The sequence below is a fragment of the Methylophaga sp. UBA3192 genome, from assembly GCA_002363955.1.
In the GTDB taxonomy this organism is placed as follows: Bacteria; Pseudomonadota; Gammaproteobacteria; order Nitrosococcales; family Methylophagaceae; genus Methylophaga.
In genome coordinates, this window is sequence record DEXE01000006.1 from 289,216 (window position 1) to 303,921 (window position 14,706).

Below are 14,706 nucleotides of genomic sequence, written 5' to 3' on the forward strand. Positions count from 1 at the left end.
TTCTCCACCGCGGAGGAAACCTCTCAAATCGCCAAAAATGGTGTTGATTTACTTAATACCTCTGTAGCAATGTCCAATACTATCCTGCAGGATGTATCAGATACGTCGGCGAACATTGAACAGTTGAATAAAGAATCTAAAAACATTGAAAATATCGTTTCTACAATTAACGATATTGCCGAACAGACGAATCTGTTGGCATTAAATGCTGCCATAGAAGCGGCACGTGCAGGGGAGCAGGGCAAGGGGTTTGCGGTAGTAGCTGATGAGGTCAGAAAGTTGGCCTCCAGAACCAGCGAGTCCACTGATGAAATAAAAGAAGTGGTCAAGCAAAATCGTATGCTGACACATGATGTGACACAAAGAATGGATAGTGTGAAGCAAAAGGCTATGGACAGTAATGAACAGCTGACTGCCGTTTCATCAGTTATGACGGAAATATTGCAGGGTGCTGAGGATGTTTCGCGGACAGTTTCTTCACTTTTGTAGGGTGAAAATCTTTGTAGGTCTATTTTGCAAATGTGCGTGAAAAGATTAAAGTTAGCCATTAAACGGGCGTAATAAAGACTATAAATGCACCAACGCAATTATGGAAGACAGCATGAGATTGAAAATATTATTAAGCTTACTTGTCTTCTTCCTTGTCGCCTGTCGCTCTGAAGAGCCTGCAGAACCGACATTACAATTGGCTGGAGTGAATTATCTGGGTGATTTGCCGACGTTGGTGGCCAGTAAAAACAATCTGTTTCAAAAACATCATTTAAATCTTGAAGTGTCTCTTTCCGAGTCTGGAAAGCAAAACCTGGATGACTTGCTCGCAGGCAAAGTTGATTTTGCTCTAATGGCACCAACCCCCTTTACGCTGGACAAATTAGCCAATGCGGATACCCCGCGTCAGGGTAATGAGCCGGTCATTTTAGGGAATCTCCTGCACTCCACCCGGATGAACCAGATATTAACGCTGAAGGGAAGGAATATACAGACAGTCAATGCGCTGAAGGGAGGCAAGGTAGGGCTTAGTAAGGGCACCAATGCCGAATATTTATGGTGGTTATATACCGTTTTTTATCAATTAGATGCCGACAGTGTGGAGCTTATTAATTTGCCGGTTACGGAACTGGGTTCGGCATTAGTTGAGGGAAAAGTTGATGCCATTGTGACCTGGCAACCATGGACAAACCGATATATTGATGAATATGCCGATCAAATTGAGCAAGTAGATGGCAGCCATGTATACAGTGCTAAATGGTTATTGGTGACGACCCGGCAGATGGCTGAGGAAAATCCGGAATACTGTCAGCATTTGCTTGAGGCCTATGTTGAAGCAATCAGGTTGATTCAGTCGGACACTGACAACGTGATGCAGATGTATAGCGAGCAAGCCAATACAGATGAAATGCCTCTCATCAAATACCAGCCCGCGTTGCATCAATTGAATCTGAATTGGTCATTAATTGCTGAACTTCATCAAAGTATTCAATGGGCCAAACTTAGAGGGCTTGCTGAAACAGACATACAGACGGATGTAATTTCCTGGTTTGCTCCGGAACCGTTGCGTACTATTCAGCCGTTTTCAGTCAAGATTCCCACCATGCAGATTGATGAGAGTCAGCCATGAAGCTGGTTCAAATCGCCATTATTTTTATATGTACAAGCCTGCTGGGATTATTGTTTTTAATCGTGTTAGGTGCCTGGAGTTATCATCAGGTTGAATTAAAACGGGATGAACTGAGCTACCTGGGCTCAATAAAACACAGAATCGATGCGTTATCTGTTGGCAGCGATAATGTGTTGATATTTCGTCCCGATGACAGACTTTGGCAGATTTTTTTAGGTGATGCCCGAGCGATTCAGGCCGATCTTACCGCTCTGGAAAATGGTGGATTCAATGCTCAGCTTGCAGTGCGGCATATAGATCAACTGATTAAATCAGTTGAAGATGCCTATAAAACACTGCCGGAAAATATCGATCTGATAAGCAATGATTACCGGATTAATCCATTGACCCTGCCATTAAGATCGAGACTGCTTATCAATCAGGTAGCGGATCATGGCATTGCCATAGAGAGCGCGATAGATCAGTTAATGCTGGAGAATCAGCAGAGCATTCAAAGCTATATAAATCGTATTTTATTGCTGTTTATACTGTCTACGCTATTGTTTGGCGTGTTGTGTGTGATCGCCTTCAGTATGATGTATCAGCGTATTGCTGTACCTACCCGAAATCTTATCAGCACCATACAACAAGTGTCTCAAAACGATGACAAAGCACGTGCAAAAGTTATCGGCAAAGATGAAATGGCTGAGTTATCAATTGCCTTTAATGCACTTCTGGATCAAAAAGATCATTCGAATCAACAGATCCTCCAGCAACAAAGCGAGTTAAGCAAACAGGCTCATTTACTGGAGATAGCGGGTCGAGTTACCCGTTTTGGTGGCTGGTCGATAGATATGACGACTAAACAAGTGAAATGGTCCAATATGGTGGCTAACATTCATGGCAAACCGAATGGCTATTCTCCTACTCTTGATGAAGGGTTTTCATTTTATATTCCAGAGCATCAATCTCGGGTTAAAGAACTGTTTCATGCTTGCTCAGAGCACGGAACACCTTTCGATGTGGAATTGCAGATCATCAATTCTGCCGGGGAGCTGATTTGGGTTCGTTCATCTGGTGAGGCTGTACGTAATAGCGAAGGCGAAATCACTGCCTTGCAAGGTGCTTTTCAGGATATTACCGAACGTATTGAACTGGAAAACCGTCTGCGTCAATCTCAACGCCTGGAAGCTGTCGGGCAGCTGACTGGCGGTGTGGCACACGACTTTAATAACCTGTTAACGGTCGTTATTGGTAATTCACAAATTATTACCGAGTCACTGGATGAATCCAGCCGTCTCAAACCGTTAGCGGATATGATTCTGCAAGCGGGGTATCGAGGGGCAGAGTTAACCCGTAGTTTATTAGCCTTTGCCCGAAAACAACCGCTTGAACCAAAACCGGTAAAAATCAAGCAATTAATCCAGCAACTATGGCCATTGCTGGAACGGGCCGTAGGGGCTGAAATTTCAATTCAGTTAATGGCCGATGATCAGCTTCATCAGGTCTTGATTGACTCCGGTCAATTTGAAAATGCTCTGCTGAATCTTGCCCTGAACGCCAAAGATGCCATGCCGAAGGGAGGACGCATTGTCATAGAAGCACAAAATACGCATTTACCCGATCGGTATGCACAGGAGCATGAGATTAATACGGGGGATTATGTCGTTATTGCTATTTCAGATTCAGGTTTCGGTATACCCGCAGAGATACTTGATAAAGTATTTGAACCGTTTTACACCACAAAAACAAAAGATAAGGGTACGGGTCTGGGACTCGCCATGGTTTATGGTTTTATCAAACAAAGTAATGGTCACGTTAATATCTACTCGGAACCAGGACAAGGCACTACAGTCAGGCTTTATTTGCCAGTTGCGACCAATAAAAATGTTCCTTCGGATAACGTGTCGTCTGTTACCACCGATTTAAAGAAGGGAAATGAACAGATACTGGTCGTTGAAGATGATCCATTGGTTCGTGAGTATGTCATCTCGCAATTGACAAGCCTGGGATATGAAGTGCTTTCCGCTGCAGACGGCAAGCAGGCAATGCAAATTCTTGAATCCGAACAGACTATTGATTTGCTGTTAACCGACGTTGTTTTGCCTGAAGGTATGAATGGACGGAAAATTGCCGAACAGGCACTTAAGTTACGGCCCGGGCTGCGAGTGTTATATACCTCTGGTTATACTGAAAACTCTATTGTGCACCATGGCCGACTGGATCCTGGTGTGTTGTTATTATCTAAACCCTACAGTCGTGAAGAACTGGCGAATAAAGTTAGAATGGCGCTAGATGTGTCACCTGCTTAACCTGTGGATTATCGTTTATAGCCTGTTGGTGGCAATCCAACCCGCTTAGCCTGAAAGTTTTCCGGTTATCTTGTAAAAATTACATGATTAATTCACTGTGCTCGCATGAAAATTTCATAATAAACACGCCAGTTTTATAGTGAACAATAACATTATATTTAAGCTTTAAGTTTATGATATTAAATAGTATATTTGGCTGTACTGTTTATTCCTGAACCGCTCCTGATAAATCTGGCACAAGGTTTGCGATGGAGCTTGTTACAAGGAAAGCTTCATCGGCACTTTCTTTGATAGATTTTTTTAGTCATCAAGTTCACTAAAAAGTATGCCGATAATTAAAATAGGAGAATGAAATGTTTAAACAACTATTTCTTTCAACGGCCTTGGCGACAGCTTTTATCGCGACACCTGTACTCGCTGGCGATCATGATAAACATGATGCTAAAGGTGAGTCACAGACATATGACAATGTCGATAGAGATGATAAAAAAGTGACGCCAGATAAAAAAGCGTATGACAAAAACAAATCGGATGATGAAAATGCTAAACATCCTGCCCATGAAATGGGTGAAGGTGACCCTGCCAGGGAACAAGGCCAATAGTATCCTCTAGATTTATCAGTTTAATGAGAATGTAGTGTATTTAGTGGAAGAAAGATTTTCTGGCCGATTTCTCAGTGTCGGCTGGAAAATTCATTCAAGGATGTGACGCTACGTTTTCATTACCTTTCAATGTGTTTGATAATCTTAACGCTTGTTCCTGAAACATCCCTCATAAATACAGATCCTGATATCCGCTTAGATGTTGAAATTCAAACCTCAGACTCGCAATAGCAATCCGGAACTTTCCCGTTAGATAAAGACTTACATTTTTTATAGCTGTTTAAGTATCTGGCAGGCATTGCGCCCTTCACTTAGTAGAATGATGTTTTTATGAATGCAGGCGTCCGTCCATCCGAATACATTGTCCGGGGCAGCATGTTTGGAAAAACTCTAGGGGCTGTTTCTCTTTCTCACCCCCACTGCTGGAGGCTAATTTTTTCGTCCAACAAGGCGGAAATGATGCGGTGTAGTTACTCTACATAAATCATTTTCAACACAGTAGGGCGGAAAAATAGTCCCAGCCCTACGGGTTGTGGCTGAAAATGCACCACTCTGTGTTGCTCGTCATTTATTTAGAACGACTAAACGGCACTCCTCGCGTCTTGATTAGTGCATTTTCAGTCACAACAGAGGCGGCGAGAAAGATAAACAACCCCTAGGTCAACGGCTCTAATATTGGCAAACTGGTAAACTTCGATACGTTCACTGTGCCATTCACCCACCCAGCCAACTTCAGCATTTTGAATTAATGTTTGACGTTGATACTGTTTTTCAAATCCGGCAGCTTCGACATCCTTAATTCTAATCAACTGGTCATTGAAAGTGATTTTGTAGCTCAGCATGATGCCCGCAATAATAATGACGATAAACATGCAGTAAATCAGATAATCGGTCGCCGTTAATCCCGGGTTTCGGGCATGACATTGAACACATGTTCTGGCCTTACGAGCGACTTGGTATTCACAAACCTTGCATTTAACCAGTCTTGCCATAAATATTCCCTTTTTTGATTACCTGGATAATTAGCTGGGGAGTTTCCGATAATTGTTGATAATCCGGTGTACCCTCTCACATGCCTGAATATATTCCAGGATCATGACTGTGGGCGGTGACTGGATGCTTTCAATACTTAAGCGGGTATATTCGAGACGATGTATTAGATTTCCCAGTCGTGGATCCAGAACCGTCAGATTTCCGATTTCAATTTTGCCTAGCAAAACCGACTCGTTCTTATTCTTCCTATCAGCGTTCGGCATTCCATAGATTTCCTTTTCCAACACATGCCAGGCTTTACGCATTGAATAGATCGGAAATACCGATGCTTCCTTTTTCAGGGAGGCCCACTCCATGGATGCTTTTTTTGCGTGGTTGTTAGCCATAAATCACCAATAACGGCTATTTAAATTAGACTTTATGCTCAGAGCTTAGCTGTTGTTTGCGCTGAGCAAGCTTCTCGCCAAGTGATAGCAGATCCACGTCGCTTTTTTTCATTAAAGGAAATATTTCTTTTTCTTCTTCCCTGACGTGATGTTCAATGTATTCCGAAAGCACTTTGATTTTGGCATCAAACAGTTCTTCGTCAGCCTGCATTTGTTGAATTTCTCTAATCAGAAGTTTGGCACTGTCATGCTCAACCAGCGCCTCATCGACCAGATCGGTCGAGTCAGCCAGCTTTTTACGAAAAGCCGGATAAATAATTTCTTCTTCCAACTGTGTATGCAGTATAAGTTCAGCACAGATTTCATCCGCCAGATTTTTCTTTCCAATATAAGCGTATGGCCCTAATTCCTCATATTGAGCGAAGGCCTTTTCAACCTTACGGTGATCGTTTTTTAACAAGCTTATGGCATCTGTACGCTGCACTTGCACTTGCGAGTCAGTCATATTTTTGTCCTGTTGGATTCAATAAAAGATAGAACGGTATTGCAATATGTATACCCGTGATAATGAATCCTATGCGAAGGCTTGTCATTGCTGATATTGATCTATGTTGTAAAAGTGATGACGTTATAAAACAAAATGTAATATGGGTAAAAATTACTGAGATACAGAGAAAAAATTATAGGTTTTGTGTTTGCCGAGTTGCATGACTCTGCCGGAGCTCATGAAATATGTTAAAAACCAGGCTGTTTGTCATCTGGCATAGGGCTTGCTGAATACCATGGACTATTCATTTATCGCTGAATGTTTAATCGGGAGATTTGGGATGAACGAAAAACAGATTATGAATTCATCAGTAATGACGGTGCCTGGTTTTGTCAGTTTGAGAGAGGCAGCAGAAATAATGGATCAGGAGCATGTCGGGTATCTTGTCGTCGCCAGTGATGATGAGTTGATTGGAACCATTAGCGCTACAGATATTATTTTACACGCTGTATCTGATGGCAAAAACATATACAAGACAACGGTTGCAGAAGTGATTACGGCGAATATTCCTGAAAGTTATGAAGACGACCCCGCAAATGATGTCACACAGCCAATGAATGAAAAGCAGGCTCACCAGTGCCTGTGGTAAACCTGTTTAATTTCACTGGTATCAACTTTAGTAAGTCATAACCAAAGGTCGCCGGAGTAAAAAGTTTATATGACCATTATTTATCAATTAATCAGTAAGGAGTGACTATGTTAAAAACCATCATGTTTACCATAACATTTGCTTTCGCTTCGATTATGTTATCTGGCTGCTCAGATGAGCAGGAAGAACGCATAGGCCAGGATAATGAACTCAATGCAGATCCTGAGTGGAGTGAAAACCCTTATGGTGATGAGGAAGGTCAAGATGCCGATAACCCTCAATCAACCGATGAAATGAACCGTAACAAAGATGATGATGATCTGAACGAACCTTACCCTGATGAGGACCCGGCTGGTTTGGAAGAGGCTGCAGAGCAGGGCATAAGCCAGCAATATTGATTGGACTAGCCAACCAGTAGACAAAATAGCCGGTAATGAAACGGAACATTAAAAGCCCGGTAACCGCATTCGGTTTACCGGGCTTTTGTGGCTGTTAATGAATTTTTTTGTCCGCCTGCCCCCCCTGTGGCTCCTGTCTCCACGGTTTCCCTTCACAAAAAGCGTAATTCTTACAATCCGCCGTGCAGCCTCTGCAAGGCAGTCGTCGACTTTCCGGAATGTTTTTTATTTTATCTTCAGCTTTACTATCGCACATTGCCTTTACTCTTAAGATTACCTGCAGAACAAAGTACTGCCCGTAAAGTGAATACGGTGTGAAATAGCAAGGGGTAAATGCCTGTCAGGCCCTGAAATATCGTTTGCTGAAGAAAATATTTCCTTCAGCTTCTAACGTATAAATTATGATTATGTTATTCACATAGCGGAACAGACTCTGGCATTCAGAAAACAGTCACCCCATCAAAAATTCAATCTGCTTTTAAAGGAATCAATTATGCGTTGGAAGGGTAGACCTAAGAGCAGTAATATTGAGGATAGGCGCTCAATGCGTGTTTCTCGTGCAGGTGGTATGGGCGGTGGTGGCTTAAGATTATTGCCACTGATGTTTCGTTTTCTTGGTTTTAAAGGCACCTTGCTGTTAATTGTCGGAGTAGTGGCTTATGGCTTATTTACCGGTAACCTTGGCAATATATTGAATGTTGTTGGTCTTGGTGAAAGTCCAACCAGTACAGCATCCTCAACAACATTAAATGAATCTCCGGAAGAAAAGGAACTGGTTGAGTTCGTCTCCGTAGTTTTAGCGGATACAGAACAAACCTGGAGCAATATTTTTGAAGATAACGGCCAGCGCTATCAGGAACCGCGGTTAGTATTATTTCGTGGGGTGGTGCGTTCAGCCTGCGGTACAGCCCAATCAGCCATCGGGCCTTTTTACTGTCCCGGCGATCAGCAGATTTATCTGGATTTGAATTTTTTCGATGAACTGGCAAACCGTTTTGGTGCCCCGGGAGATTTCGCGCAGGCCTATGTGATTGCCCATGAGGTGGGACATCATATTCAAACATTGATGGGCATATCGTCCAGGGTTCACGCCGCGCGCAGTAAATTAAGTGAAGTAGATGCCAATAAACTTTCAGTGAAACAGGAACTGCAGGCGGATTGTTTTGCTGGCATCTGGGCCAATCATGCCAACGAAAAGAGACAGTTGCTGGAAACCGGAGATATCGCAGAAGGCTTACGTGCAGCCAGCGCAATCGGTGATGACACCCTGCAAAAACAATCCAAAGGCTATGTCAGCCCGGACTCGTTTACCCATGGCAGTGCATCTCAACGGATGCATTGGTTTAAAGCCGGTTTTGAATCGGGTGATATTGCAAGTTGTAATACCTTTGCAAATGGTTAGGACCCTATTGGGTATGAACTCCCAGTGTTCGCATATTGGCTAACAGGGGGAATTACGCCTTAAGGATTATTGCTTGCGGGCCTGGATAGCATCAACATAGAATGGCGCGTTTTTTCTTAATAATTATTTGGAGTGTAACAATGTCAGAACCCGTATGGTTTAGAACCGGAGAAGCCACCGTCTTTGCCAGTGAAGATCAAGGCACGGATGCAATGCCGGAAATTTTGATTGGCAGTACCAAAGGACCTGCAGGTCAGGCTTTTGCTAATTTGATGGGACAGACTGAAGGGCACACACGTATGTTTGCCATTCGCGCGACCAACCAGCAAGTTAAACCAGCCACCATGATTGTGCCTAAAGTCACAATTAAATCAGGAAGTTATGTCGCCTTGTTTGGTGGTCCGGTACAGTCGGCAATTGCTGATGCCGTATTGGATAGTGTTATCGAAGGTGTGATACCAAAAGAACATGCCGATGACTTATGTATTGTAGCGATGATCTGGATTGCCCCGGATGCGGCAGCAAACCCGGATGTGGATCGTAAGGATCTGTATCGTACTAACTACGAAGCCATGAAGCTGGCAATTAAACGTGCTATGTCGGGGTCACCGACGATTGATGAACTGAGCGCCAACCGTAACAAGATCCACCATGAAATGTATGATCCTGAAACGGGTGAATCTGCCTGGTAAGCTAACGCTTTATGCAATAAAAAACCCTCTTTGTGTGCGCAAAGAGGGTTTTTTTTATAACTAGGGTCTGAAAGAACAACAGACCCTAATATCTGAGAGTTGCTCTCCAAGATGAATTTTAATTATCGTTATATAACTTTTCATAGAAACCGCGTTCAAAATCTCTTAATGGCTTGCGGGCAACATTACGGTTATCACTATCCGAATGATAATTGGAAAGCAACTGAACAAAATATAACGACTTACCAGATTTAGTGTTGATTTTACCGGCCAGATTGTACACACCATAGATGGAACCGGTTTTTGCCGTCACTTTTCCGGTCAACGGTGCATTAACCAAACTGCTGCGATACTGCAGGGTGCCTGATTGGCCTGCCACTGGCAGGGTTTCGATTAATCCCAGTTCTTTGTTACTGAAGATAAATTGTACGACCTGCATCAATTGTTTTGCGGTGACGCGGTTATTTCTCGATAAACCCGAACCATCCAGAATGATAGCGCGTGACAAATCAATATTGGCTTTGTCTTTGAGTACTGCCTTGGCAGCGGCTGCACCATTTTCATAACTGCCGGGTTGTTTGTAATAAACACGGCCAACCGTTTTCAACAGGTTGTCAGCAATCAGATTGTCAGACCGTTTCATCATGACATCAATCAGTTTCAGTAATGGTTCCGATTGATGCAGAGCAATGACCGTACCTGTAGCCTTATCGTTGCGGATAATTTTCCCTTTCAGACGGATACCGGCGCGATCGAGTTCTTCCTGCAAAACCTTGCTCAGGTACATGGTGGTGTTTTGTACGGCCAGATGGAAATTGACTGGCAAGCGATGCGATCCTACACAGCCATTGAGTGAATATTGATTCCAGTTATCTGCGGTAAGTTTGAGGTCACAATCTATGTTCTGGTTCTCCAAACCTTCCCGGATGATGATATCGTCAGCACTGATATTGATATAGGGAGAGCCACTGGCTCTTAATGCTTTTACCGGAGCCGGTGTGGTGCCTTCAATTTTTCCGTAAACACAGTTGCCATTCATGGTAATACTGCTTGAAGGAGCACTGTAACAGACTCCCATAATATCCCACGGCACGCCAATAGCGCGTTCTGACGTGTCAAAAGCACCGCCGTTTAAATACAGATTCCCTTCAATTGTCGTTTGTTTTAGTTTGAGTTTTTCTACCAGAACACGCAGATGCGTCCGAGTGAATGTCGGGTCACCACTGAAATTAATAATGATATCTTTATCTGATGTTTCTACCGTTGTTTCAAAACGGAAATCTTTATCAAGTGTTAACCGAGCAGCCAGGCCGGTAATGATTTTTTGCAGACTGGCGGGTTGCTGGAATTGCTCGGCGCGTTCCGAGTAAAGCGCTTTACCATTGGCAGAATCCACGACATATACGGCGATATCGGCCCCTTCGGGTGTCGGTTTACCATTCAGGCCAGGGTCAGTGAAAACTTGTGTCGCTTGACTAGGAGTAGCAGTAAAAAGCAGCAATGCGAGAGTGAGATATTTGGTCATACAATCCAGTTATACGAGAGGTTAGCGTTGAAAGACTGCAAAGCCTAACATGAAAAATGGCATTTGATTTAAATTCAAAATGCCATTGTCAAAGTGACTCCCTCACTTTAACGGCATTTTCATATCAGCTTTCAGAGTACATCGGTTTGTTGTCGGCTACATTTATCCAGCCTTTGGCGATACGGTAAATTACCCAGACGGCATTTGCCAGCAGAATAAAAACACCAATAACGACAGCACTCAATAAAGCACCGATCAGACCCCATAGCAAACAAAACCAGAATGTACGGATCTGCCAGCGGAAATGTGACTCGAGCCAGGTGCCTCTTACATCATCGCGTTTGATGTAATTGATGATAACTGCAACTAAAAACGTCAAACCGACAATAAATGATGCGGCCTGCAGAGCATAAATCACGATTGTCAGTGTTTTGGCTTGATTGGGAACAGGATTAATTGGTTTTTCGGAATTTGGAATAACGCTTGGTTCAGACATGTTGAGTTCCTTGATAATCTGCCCGCAAAGGATAAATCTTTTTGCGGGCAGATATCAAAAGTTTAAATTTAACAACAATGGAAAAAAACTAAAGTGGGGAAGGGGGGATCCTAGAACCAGGTCGATTAAGTATGGATTAATGAGGAATAGCGTTTGAGCATTGCTCACAGGCATTAATATACTGGGCCCGGTTGTAGTACTTTCTTCTTGCTACGTAAATTGCCGTTTTACAATCGGGTAGGTCTCCCAGTGCAATACAGTCTGCAGAACGGAGGAGGTTTGGACAGGTTTCAGGACAAACACGATGAATTTCACATGTGTTGCTGGTCAGGTTGGGATTTGAATCCAGATAATAACTCGCCATAATGCTATCTCCCTGAATATAACGATATTAAATTTACTTTTAGAGTGTGTCTAAGCAGTAATTTATGTGCTTATTATTACCAAGTTTTTGTACGTCACAGTAAATGAATAATTCCCTTTATGTTGGGAAACTTTGCCTGTATAAACTAAGGAAAATGGAAATCATTCGTGTTTACAGCATATTAGCCGCTCAATTCATTAAAACTTTTTTTTGTTGGAAATAATATACAGAGATCACATCACTGAATGGTAGCTTGAGAAAATTCACATGTCCCGGATCGGACCTTTATGACTTGTCTGAAATGGTTCTGCTGTGCTAACAAGGTAACAGGCATTGAAAGGAGCTGAGCTCTATGAGCAAAGAGATCGAACAAAGCATGATCATTCTGGCCCGACATCGGTTGAAATGGTTGAGGGTGGCGTTAGCAGGACGCGATGCTGACCTTAATCTGGTACAAAATACCTTTCATCAGCTGACCGGCTTAACCAGTTTACGGTTTGTACAGGATAATGGGCTGAGTCCTGCAACAGCAAAAGAGCTTGCTATCATTGATAATCTGGCGATTTTGAATGTTCAGCAGCAACATCCGGAAGTGTTGGAGAAGTTTTCCAATGAATCCCAAAAGCTGTCTAAATATCTTGATATGCCAGCAAGGGATTTACTCGACCTGCTATTTAAAGATGGCGAGCGATTTCAGAATCAGGAAGCCATTTCTGTCGCCATGCATCGTGGATTGATCAGCGATATCCATCATGAAAAAGAAGCGTATGCCCGACTGGATGCACGAGAACAGAAAAGAGATGGCTGAAGCGTACATATCACCATTTAATCGACTTGCCTTGCCAGTCAACAAAGGACAATTCACCGTCAGCAGGCAGGTTTTTTAATATCTCAAACAGTCTGTCGGCTACAAAGTCAGGGCTGAATAATTTGTCTTCGGGCACGTTGGCAATGTACGGGCGGGAAAGCGGGGTATCAGTGGTACCTGGATGAAAGGCAATTAATTTTACCTGTTTGGCCCGACGTGTATATTCAATAGCCGTCGTTTTTAACAGCATATTCAACGCTGCTTTGCTGGCTCGGTAGCTGTACCAGCCACCTGCATGATTATCTTTGATGCTACCGACCCTTGCACTGAAGATGATTAATTGACAGTTCATTGACTGTTTAAGTACCGGTAAAAGATGTTTCAGCCAGAGCACTGGCGTTATGGTGTTGATATTCAGGATGTGGCTGATCGAATCTGCAGAGAGTTCTTCCAGCCGTTTTTCAGGTTTTATGTCACCATCATGTAATACACCGTGACAGATAAAGACTTTTTCAAAATTACGCTGTTCATCATAAAACTGCATGGCCAGTTTGTTCATACTGGCCTCGTCATATTTCGATTGATGCCAGATAACTTCGGAAAACTTATCAGGTGGAAGTCCACGGCTGATAACAACAATGTTTTCTGCCCTTAAGTAAGTTAAAAGTTTATCAATAATGGCCTGAGCAATTTGCCCACTGCCACCAATCACCAAAGCGGATGTTTTCATTTATCAAGTATCCGCTAAATAGTGTGAAATTTGTGTGTGAAAAGTGAATTTTATTTTCTGCAGGATTCAATAAAACAGTTCTCTAGCTTATTGTTCAGCCACACTGCAGAGTACTGACATTATTTTTTCCGACTTTGGCATTGGAGATGACTGATTGAAAACATCGACACCACAACAGCATTGTCGTCATGTTGGGTAAAAATTAGCCTCGAGCAATGATGGCTATGAAAGATAACAGCTGGAACTGGCGAATCTAACGCAGTTTCTCATTCAGAAAACTTAACAGACGGTGCCAGGATTTTTCATCTGCATGTACATCGAAATGCGGGTTTCCTGCTTTGGTAAATGAATGCTGAGCTCCACCATAAACAATCATTTCATTAGGGGCACCATCTTTTTCCATGGCCATACTCAACATGCTGAATTCTTCCATAGAGATATTGGCATCCGCTGCACCATGCTGCACCAGAATTTCAGCCTGAACATGCTTATAATCCTGATCTTCTGGCGTCCCCAGACCACCATGAATGGCAACAAAACCCTTCATTGGTGAACCAGAGCGAGCCATTTCCAGAACTGCGGTACCGCCCAGGCAATAACCGATCATCACCGCATTATCGGTGGCCGCGCCGAGCTGTTTTGCCTGGTTGATGCCCCCATTGATTAAATCCCGCATACGTTGCCGATCCCGATACAATTCTCCGGTATGATGGCGCCTGTCTGCTATTTCAGCTGGCCGAATACCGGCTCCGTAGATATCAACTGCAATAACGGCATAACCAGCCTGATACAGCATATTGGCACGTTTAATTTCATAATCGGTAATGCCATCCCAGTCATGAATCAGAATGACTAATGGTGCAGCATCAGCGGGACTGACATAGTAGCTTTCAAATTGTTCTCCATTGACTTCGTATTGAACCGGTTGTGCCAATACCTGATAACTGAAAAGCCAAATAACGACAAACACTGCCCATTTCATTTTTGAACACCCTGCCATAAAAATGATGCTACTTTAGCAGACAGAATAGCGGGTTACGTTGGGAGCAATTCCTGAGATCAATATGCAAGGTTTTATAAACGGATTCACTGGCCAGCCTATTCAGTCGGCATTCATATATAGTGCTTTATTGTTATTATGAAAAAAGCCAGGGACAGCTTAGAGATACCATGATATGTCGCCTCAAAATGTAGGCTGTAAAAAGCAGTGAAAACTTATCCCTGTCATCTGCTGACAAATGCATATAAAAGCCATATTGACTCTG

15 protein-coding genes and 1 pseudogene are annotated in these 14,706 nt (G+C 43.1%); 9 read left to right on the forward strand and 7 right to left on the reverse strand.

Annotated elements, in window-relative coordinates; all coding sequences use genetic code 11:
* Positions 1-114 precede the first annotated feature (114 nt).
* The 4 genes and pseudogenes from B2337_RS14455 to B2337_RS08520 all read left to right on the forward strand — a co-directional run.
* Positions 115-489 (forward strand): annotated as a pseudogene (locus B2337_RS14455) (methyl-accepting chemotaxis protein); the annotation flags it as partial.
* Positions 490-601: 112 nt separating this feature from the next.
* Positions 602-1,618: an ABC transporter substrate-binding protein gene (locus tag B2337_RS08510; protein ID WP_292359720.1), complete on the forward strand. Its 1,017-nt coding sequence runs from the start codon at positions 602-604 to the stop codon at positions 1,616-1,618.
* On the forward strand, positions 1,615-3,909 hold the full coding sequence (locus B2337_RS08515; RefSeq protein ID WP_292413250.1) for an ATP-binding protein: 2,295 nt from the start codon (positions 1,615-1,617) through the stop codon (positions 3,907-3,909). Before B2337_RS08510 ends, B2337_RS08515 begins: the two co-directional genes overlap by 4 nt.
* Before the next feature lie 353 nt (positions 3,910-4,262).
* The gene (locus B2337_RS08520) at positions 4,263-4,511 is read left to right on the forward strand and encodes a hypothetical protein (RefSeq protein ID WP_292359717.1); all 249 of its coding nucleotides are present in this window, start codon (positions 4,263-4,265) and stop codon (positions 4,509-4,511) included.
* A gap of 617 nt (positions 4,512-5,128) precedes the next feature.
* Here B2337_RS08520 and B2337_RS08525 read toward each other — a convergent pair.
* The 3 genes from B2337_RS08525 to B2337_RS08535 are packed head-to-tail and all read right to left on the reverse strand — an operon-like array spanning position 5,129 to position 6,395.
* Positions 5,129-5,503 (reverse strand): hypothetical protein, encoded by a 375-nt coding sequence (locus B2337_RS08525; protein ID WP_292413253.1) that lies wholly within the window; start codon positions 5,501-5,503, stop codon positions 5,129-5,131.
* A 30-nt stretch (positions 5,504-5,533) separates the two neighbouring features.
* Positions 5,534-5,890: a hypothetical protein gene (locus B2337_RS08530; protein WP_292359713.1), complete on the reverse strand. Its 357-nt coding sequence runs from the start codon at positions 5,888-5,890 to the stop codon at positions 5,534-5,536.
* Positions 5,891-5,915: 25 nt separating this feature from the next.
* Complete coding sequence (locus B2337_RS08535) at positions 5,916-6,395, reverse strand: hemerythrin domain-containing protein (RefSeq protein ID WP_292413255.1); 480 nt, start codon at positions 6,393-6,395, stop codon at positions 5,916-5,918.
* A gap of 322 nt (positions 6,396-6,717) precedes the next feature.
* Between B2337_RS08535 and B2337_RS08540 the strand changes: the two genes are divergently transcribed.
* The 4 genes from B2337_RS08540 (at position 6,718) to fae (ending at position 9,518) form a co-directional block, all read left to right on the forward strand.
* Entirely contained in the window at positions 6,718-7,026 is a 309-nt protein-coding gene (locus tag B2337_RS08540; RefSeq protein ID WP_292413257.1) for a CBS domain-containing protein, read from the forward strand.
* A gap of 107 nt (positions 7,027-7,133) precedes the next feature.
* Positions 7,134-7,424 carry a hypothetical protein gene (locus tag B2337_RS08545; RefSeq protein ID WP_292413259.1) on the forward strand — a complete coding sequence of 97 codons (291 nt, stop codon included), beginning with the start codon at positions 7,134-7,136 and terminating at the stop codon, positions 7,422-7,424.
* Positions 7,425-7,917: 493 nt separating this feature from the next.
* Positions 7,918-8,826 (forward strand): KPN_02809 family neutral zinc metallopeptidase, encoded by a 909-nt coding sequence (locus B2337_RS08550; RefSeq protein ID WP_292359705.1) that lies wholly within the window; start codon positions 7,918-7,920, stop codon positions 8,824-8,826.
* 140 nt (positions 8,827-8,966) lie between these two features.
* Positions 8,967-9,518, forward strand: a complete 552-nt coding sequence (gene fae / locus B2337_RS08555) for a formaldehyde-activating enzyme (protein WP_292413260.1) — start codon at positions 8,967-8,969, stop codon at positions 9,516-9,518.
* Between the two features lie 118 nt (positions 9,519-9,636).
* Here the strand turns inward: fae and dacB are convergent, their stop codons facing one another.
* Both dacB and B2337_RS08565 read right to left on the reverse strand, forming a co-directional pair.
* Entirely contained in the window at positions 9,637-11,043 is a 1,407-nt protein-coding gene (gene dacB / locus B2337_RS08560) for a D-alanyl-D-alanine carboxypeptidase/D-alanyl-D-alanine endopeptidase (protein ID WP_292413263.1), read from the reverse strand.
* Positions 11,044-11,167: 124 nt separating this feature from the next.
* A complete protein-coding gene (locus B2337_RS08565) occupies positions 11,168-11,539 on the reverse strand; it encodes a DUF4870 family protein (protein ID WP_292359701.1) in 372 nt (123 codons plus the stop codon).
* A 716-nt stretch (positions 11,540-12,255) separates the two neighbouring features.
* Between B2337_RS08565 and B2337_RS08570 the strand changes: the two genes are divergently transcribed.
* On the forward strand, positions 12,256-12,711 hold the full coding sequence (locus B2337_RS08570) for a hypothetical protein (protein WP_292359699.1): 456 nt from the start codon (positions 12,256-12,258) through the stop codon (positions 12,709-12,711).
* 10 nt (positions 12,712-12,721) lie between these two features.
* On the opposite strand, the gene B2337_RS08575 is transcribed toward B2337_RS08570, so the two are convergent.
* Both B2337_RS08575 and B2337_RS08580 read right to left on the reverse strand, forming a co-directional pair.
* Positions 12,722-13,441 (reverse strand): SDR family NAD(P)-dependent oxidoreductase, encoded by a 720-nt coding sequence (locus B2337_RS08575; protein WP_292413264.1) that lies wholly within the window; start codon positions 13,439-13,441, stop codon positions 12,722-12,724.
* Between the two features lie 253 nt (positions 13,442-13,694).
* Complete coding sequence (locus B2337_RS08580; protein WP_292413265.1) at positions 13,695-14,423, reverse strand: dienelactone hydrolase family protein; 729 nt, start codon at positions 14,421-14,423, stop codon at positions 13,695-13,697.
* Positions 14,424-14,706: the final 283 nt, after the last annotated feature.

Bases quoted from the DNA above. Each gene is read 5' to 3' on its own strand.
- B2337_RS08570 (WP_292359699.1), top strand. From the start codon at position 12,256: ATGAGCAAAGAGATCGAACAAAGCATGATCATTCTGGCCCGACATCGG.
- fae (WP_292413260.1), top strand. From the start codon at position 8,967: ATGTCAGAACCCGTATGGTTTAGAACCGGAGAAGCCACCGTCTTTGCC.
- B2337_RS08525 (WP_292413253.1), bottom strand. From the start codon at position 5,503: ATGGCAAGACTGGTTAAATGCAAGGTTTGTGAATACCAAGTCGCTCGT.
- B2337_RS08540 (WP_292413257.1), top strand. From the start codon at position 6,718: ATGAACGAAAAACAGATTATGAATTCATCAGTAATGACGGTGCCTGGT.
- B2337_RS08565 (WP_292359701.1), bottom strand. From the start codon at position 11,539: ATGTCTGAACCAAGCGTTATTCCAAATTCCGAAAAACCAATTAATCCT.
- B2337_RS08515 (WP_292413250.1), top strand. From the start codon at position 1,615: ATGAAGCTGGTTCAAATCGCCATTATTTTTATATGTACAAGCCTGCTG.
- B2337_RS08550 (WP_292359705.1), top strand. From the start codon at position 7,918: ATGCGTTGGAAGGGTAGACCTAAGAGCAGTAATATTGAGGATAGGCGC.
- B2337_RS08545 (WP_292413259.1), top strand. From the start codon at position 7,134: ATGTTAAAAACCATCATGTTTACCATAACATTTGCTTTCGCTTCGATT.
- dacB (WP_292413263.1), bottom strand. From the start codon at position 11,043: ATGACCAAATATCTCACTCTCGCATTGCTGCTTTTTACTGCTACTCCT.
- B2337_RS08580 (WP_292413265.1), bottom strand. From the start codon at position 14,423: ATGAAATGGGCAGTGTTTGTCGTTATTTGGCTTTTCAGTTATCAGGTA.
- B2337_RS08535 (WP_292413255.1), bottom strand. From the start codon at position 6,395: ATGACTGACTCGCAAGTGCAAGTGCAGCGTACAGATGCCATAAGCTTG.
- B2337_RS08510 (WP_292359720.1), top strand. From the start codon at position 602: ATGAGATTGAAAATATTATTAAGCTTACTTGTCTTCTTCCTTGTCGCC.
- B2337_RS08530 (WP_292359713.1), bottom strand. From the start codon at position 5,890: ATGGCTAACAACCACGCAAAAAAAGCATCCATGGAGTGGGCCTCCCTG.
- B2337_RS08575 (WP_292413264.1), bottom strand. From the start codon at position 13,441: ATGAAAACATCCGCTTTGGTGATTGGTGGCAGTGGGCAAATTGCTCAG.
- B2337_RS08520 (WP_292359717.1), top strand. From the start codon at position 4,263: ATGTTTAAACAACTATTTCTTTCAACGGCCTTGGCGACAGCTTTTATC.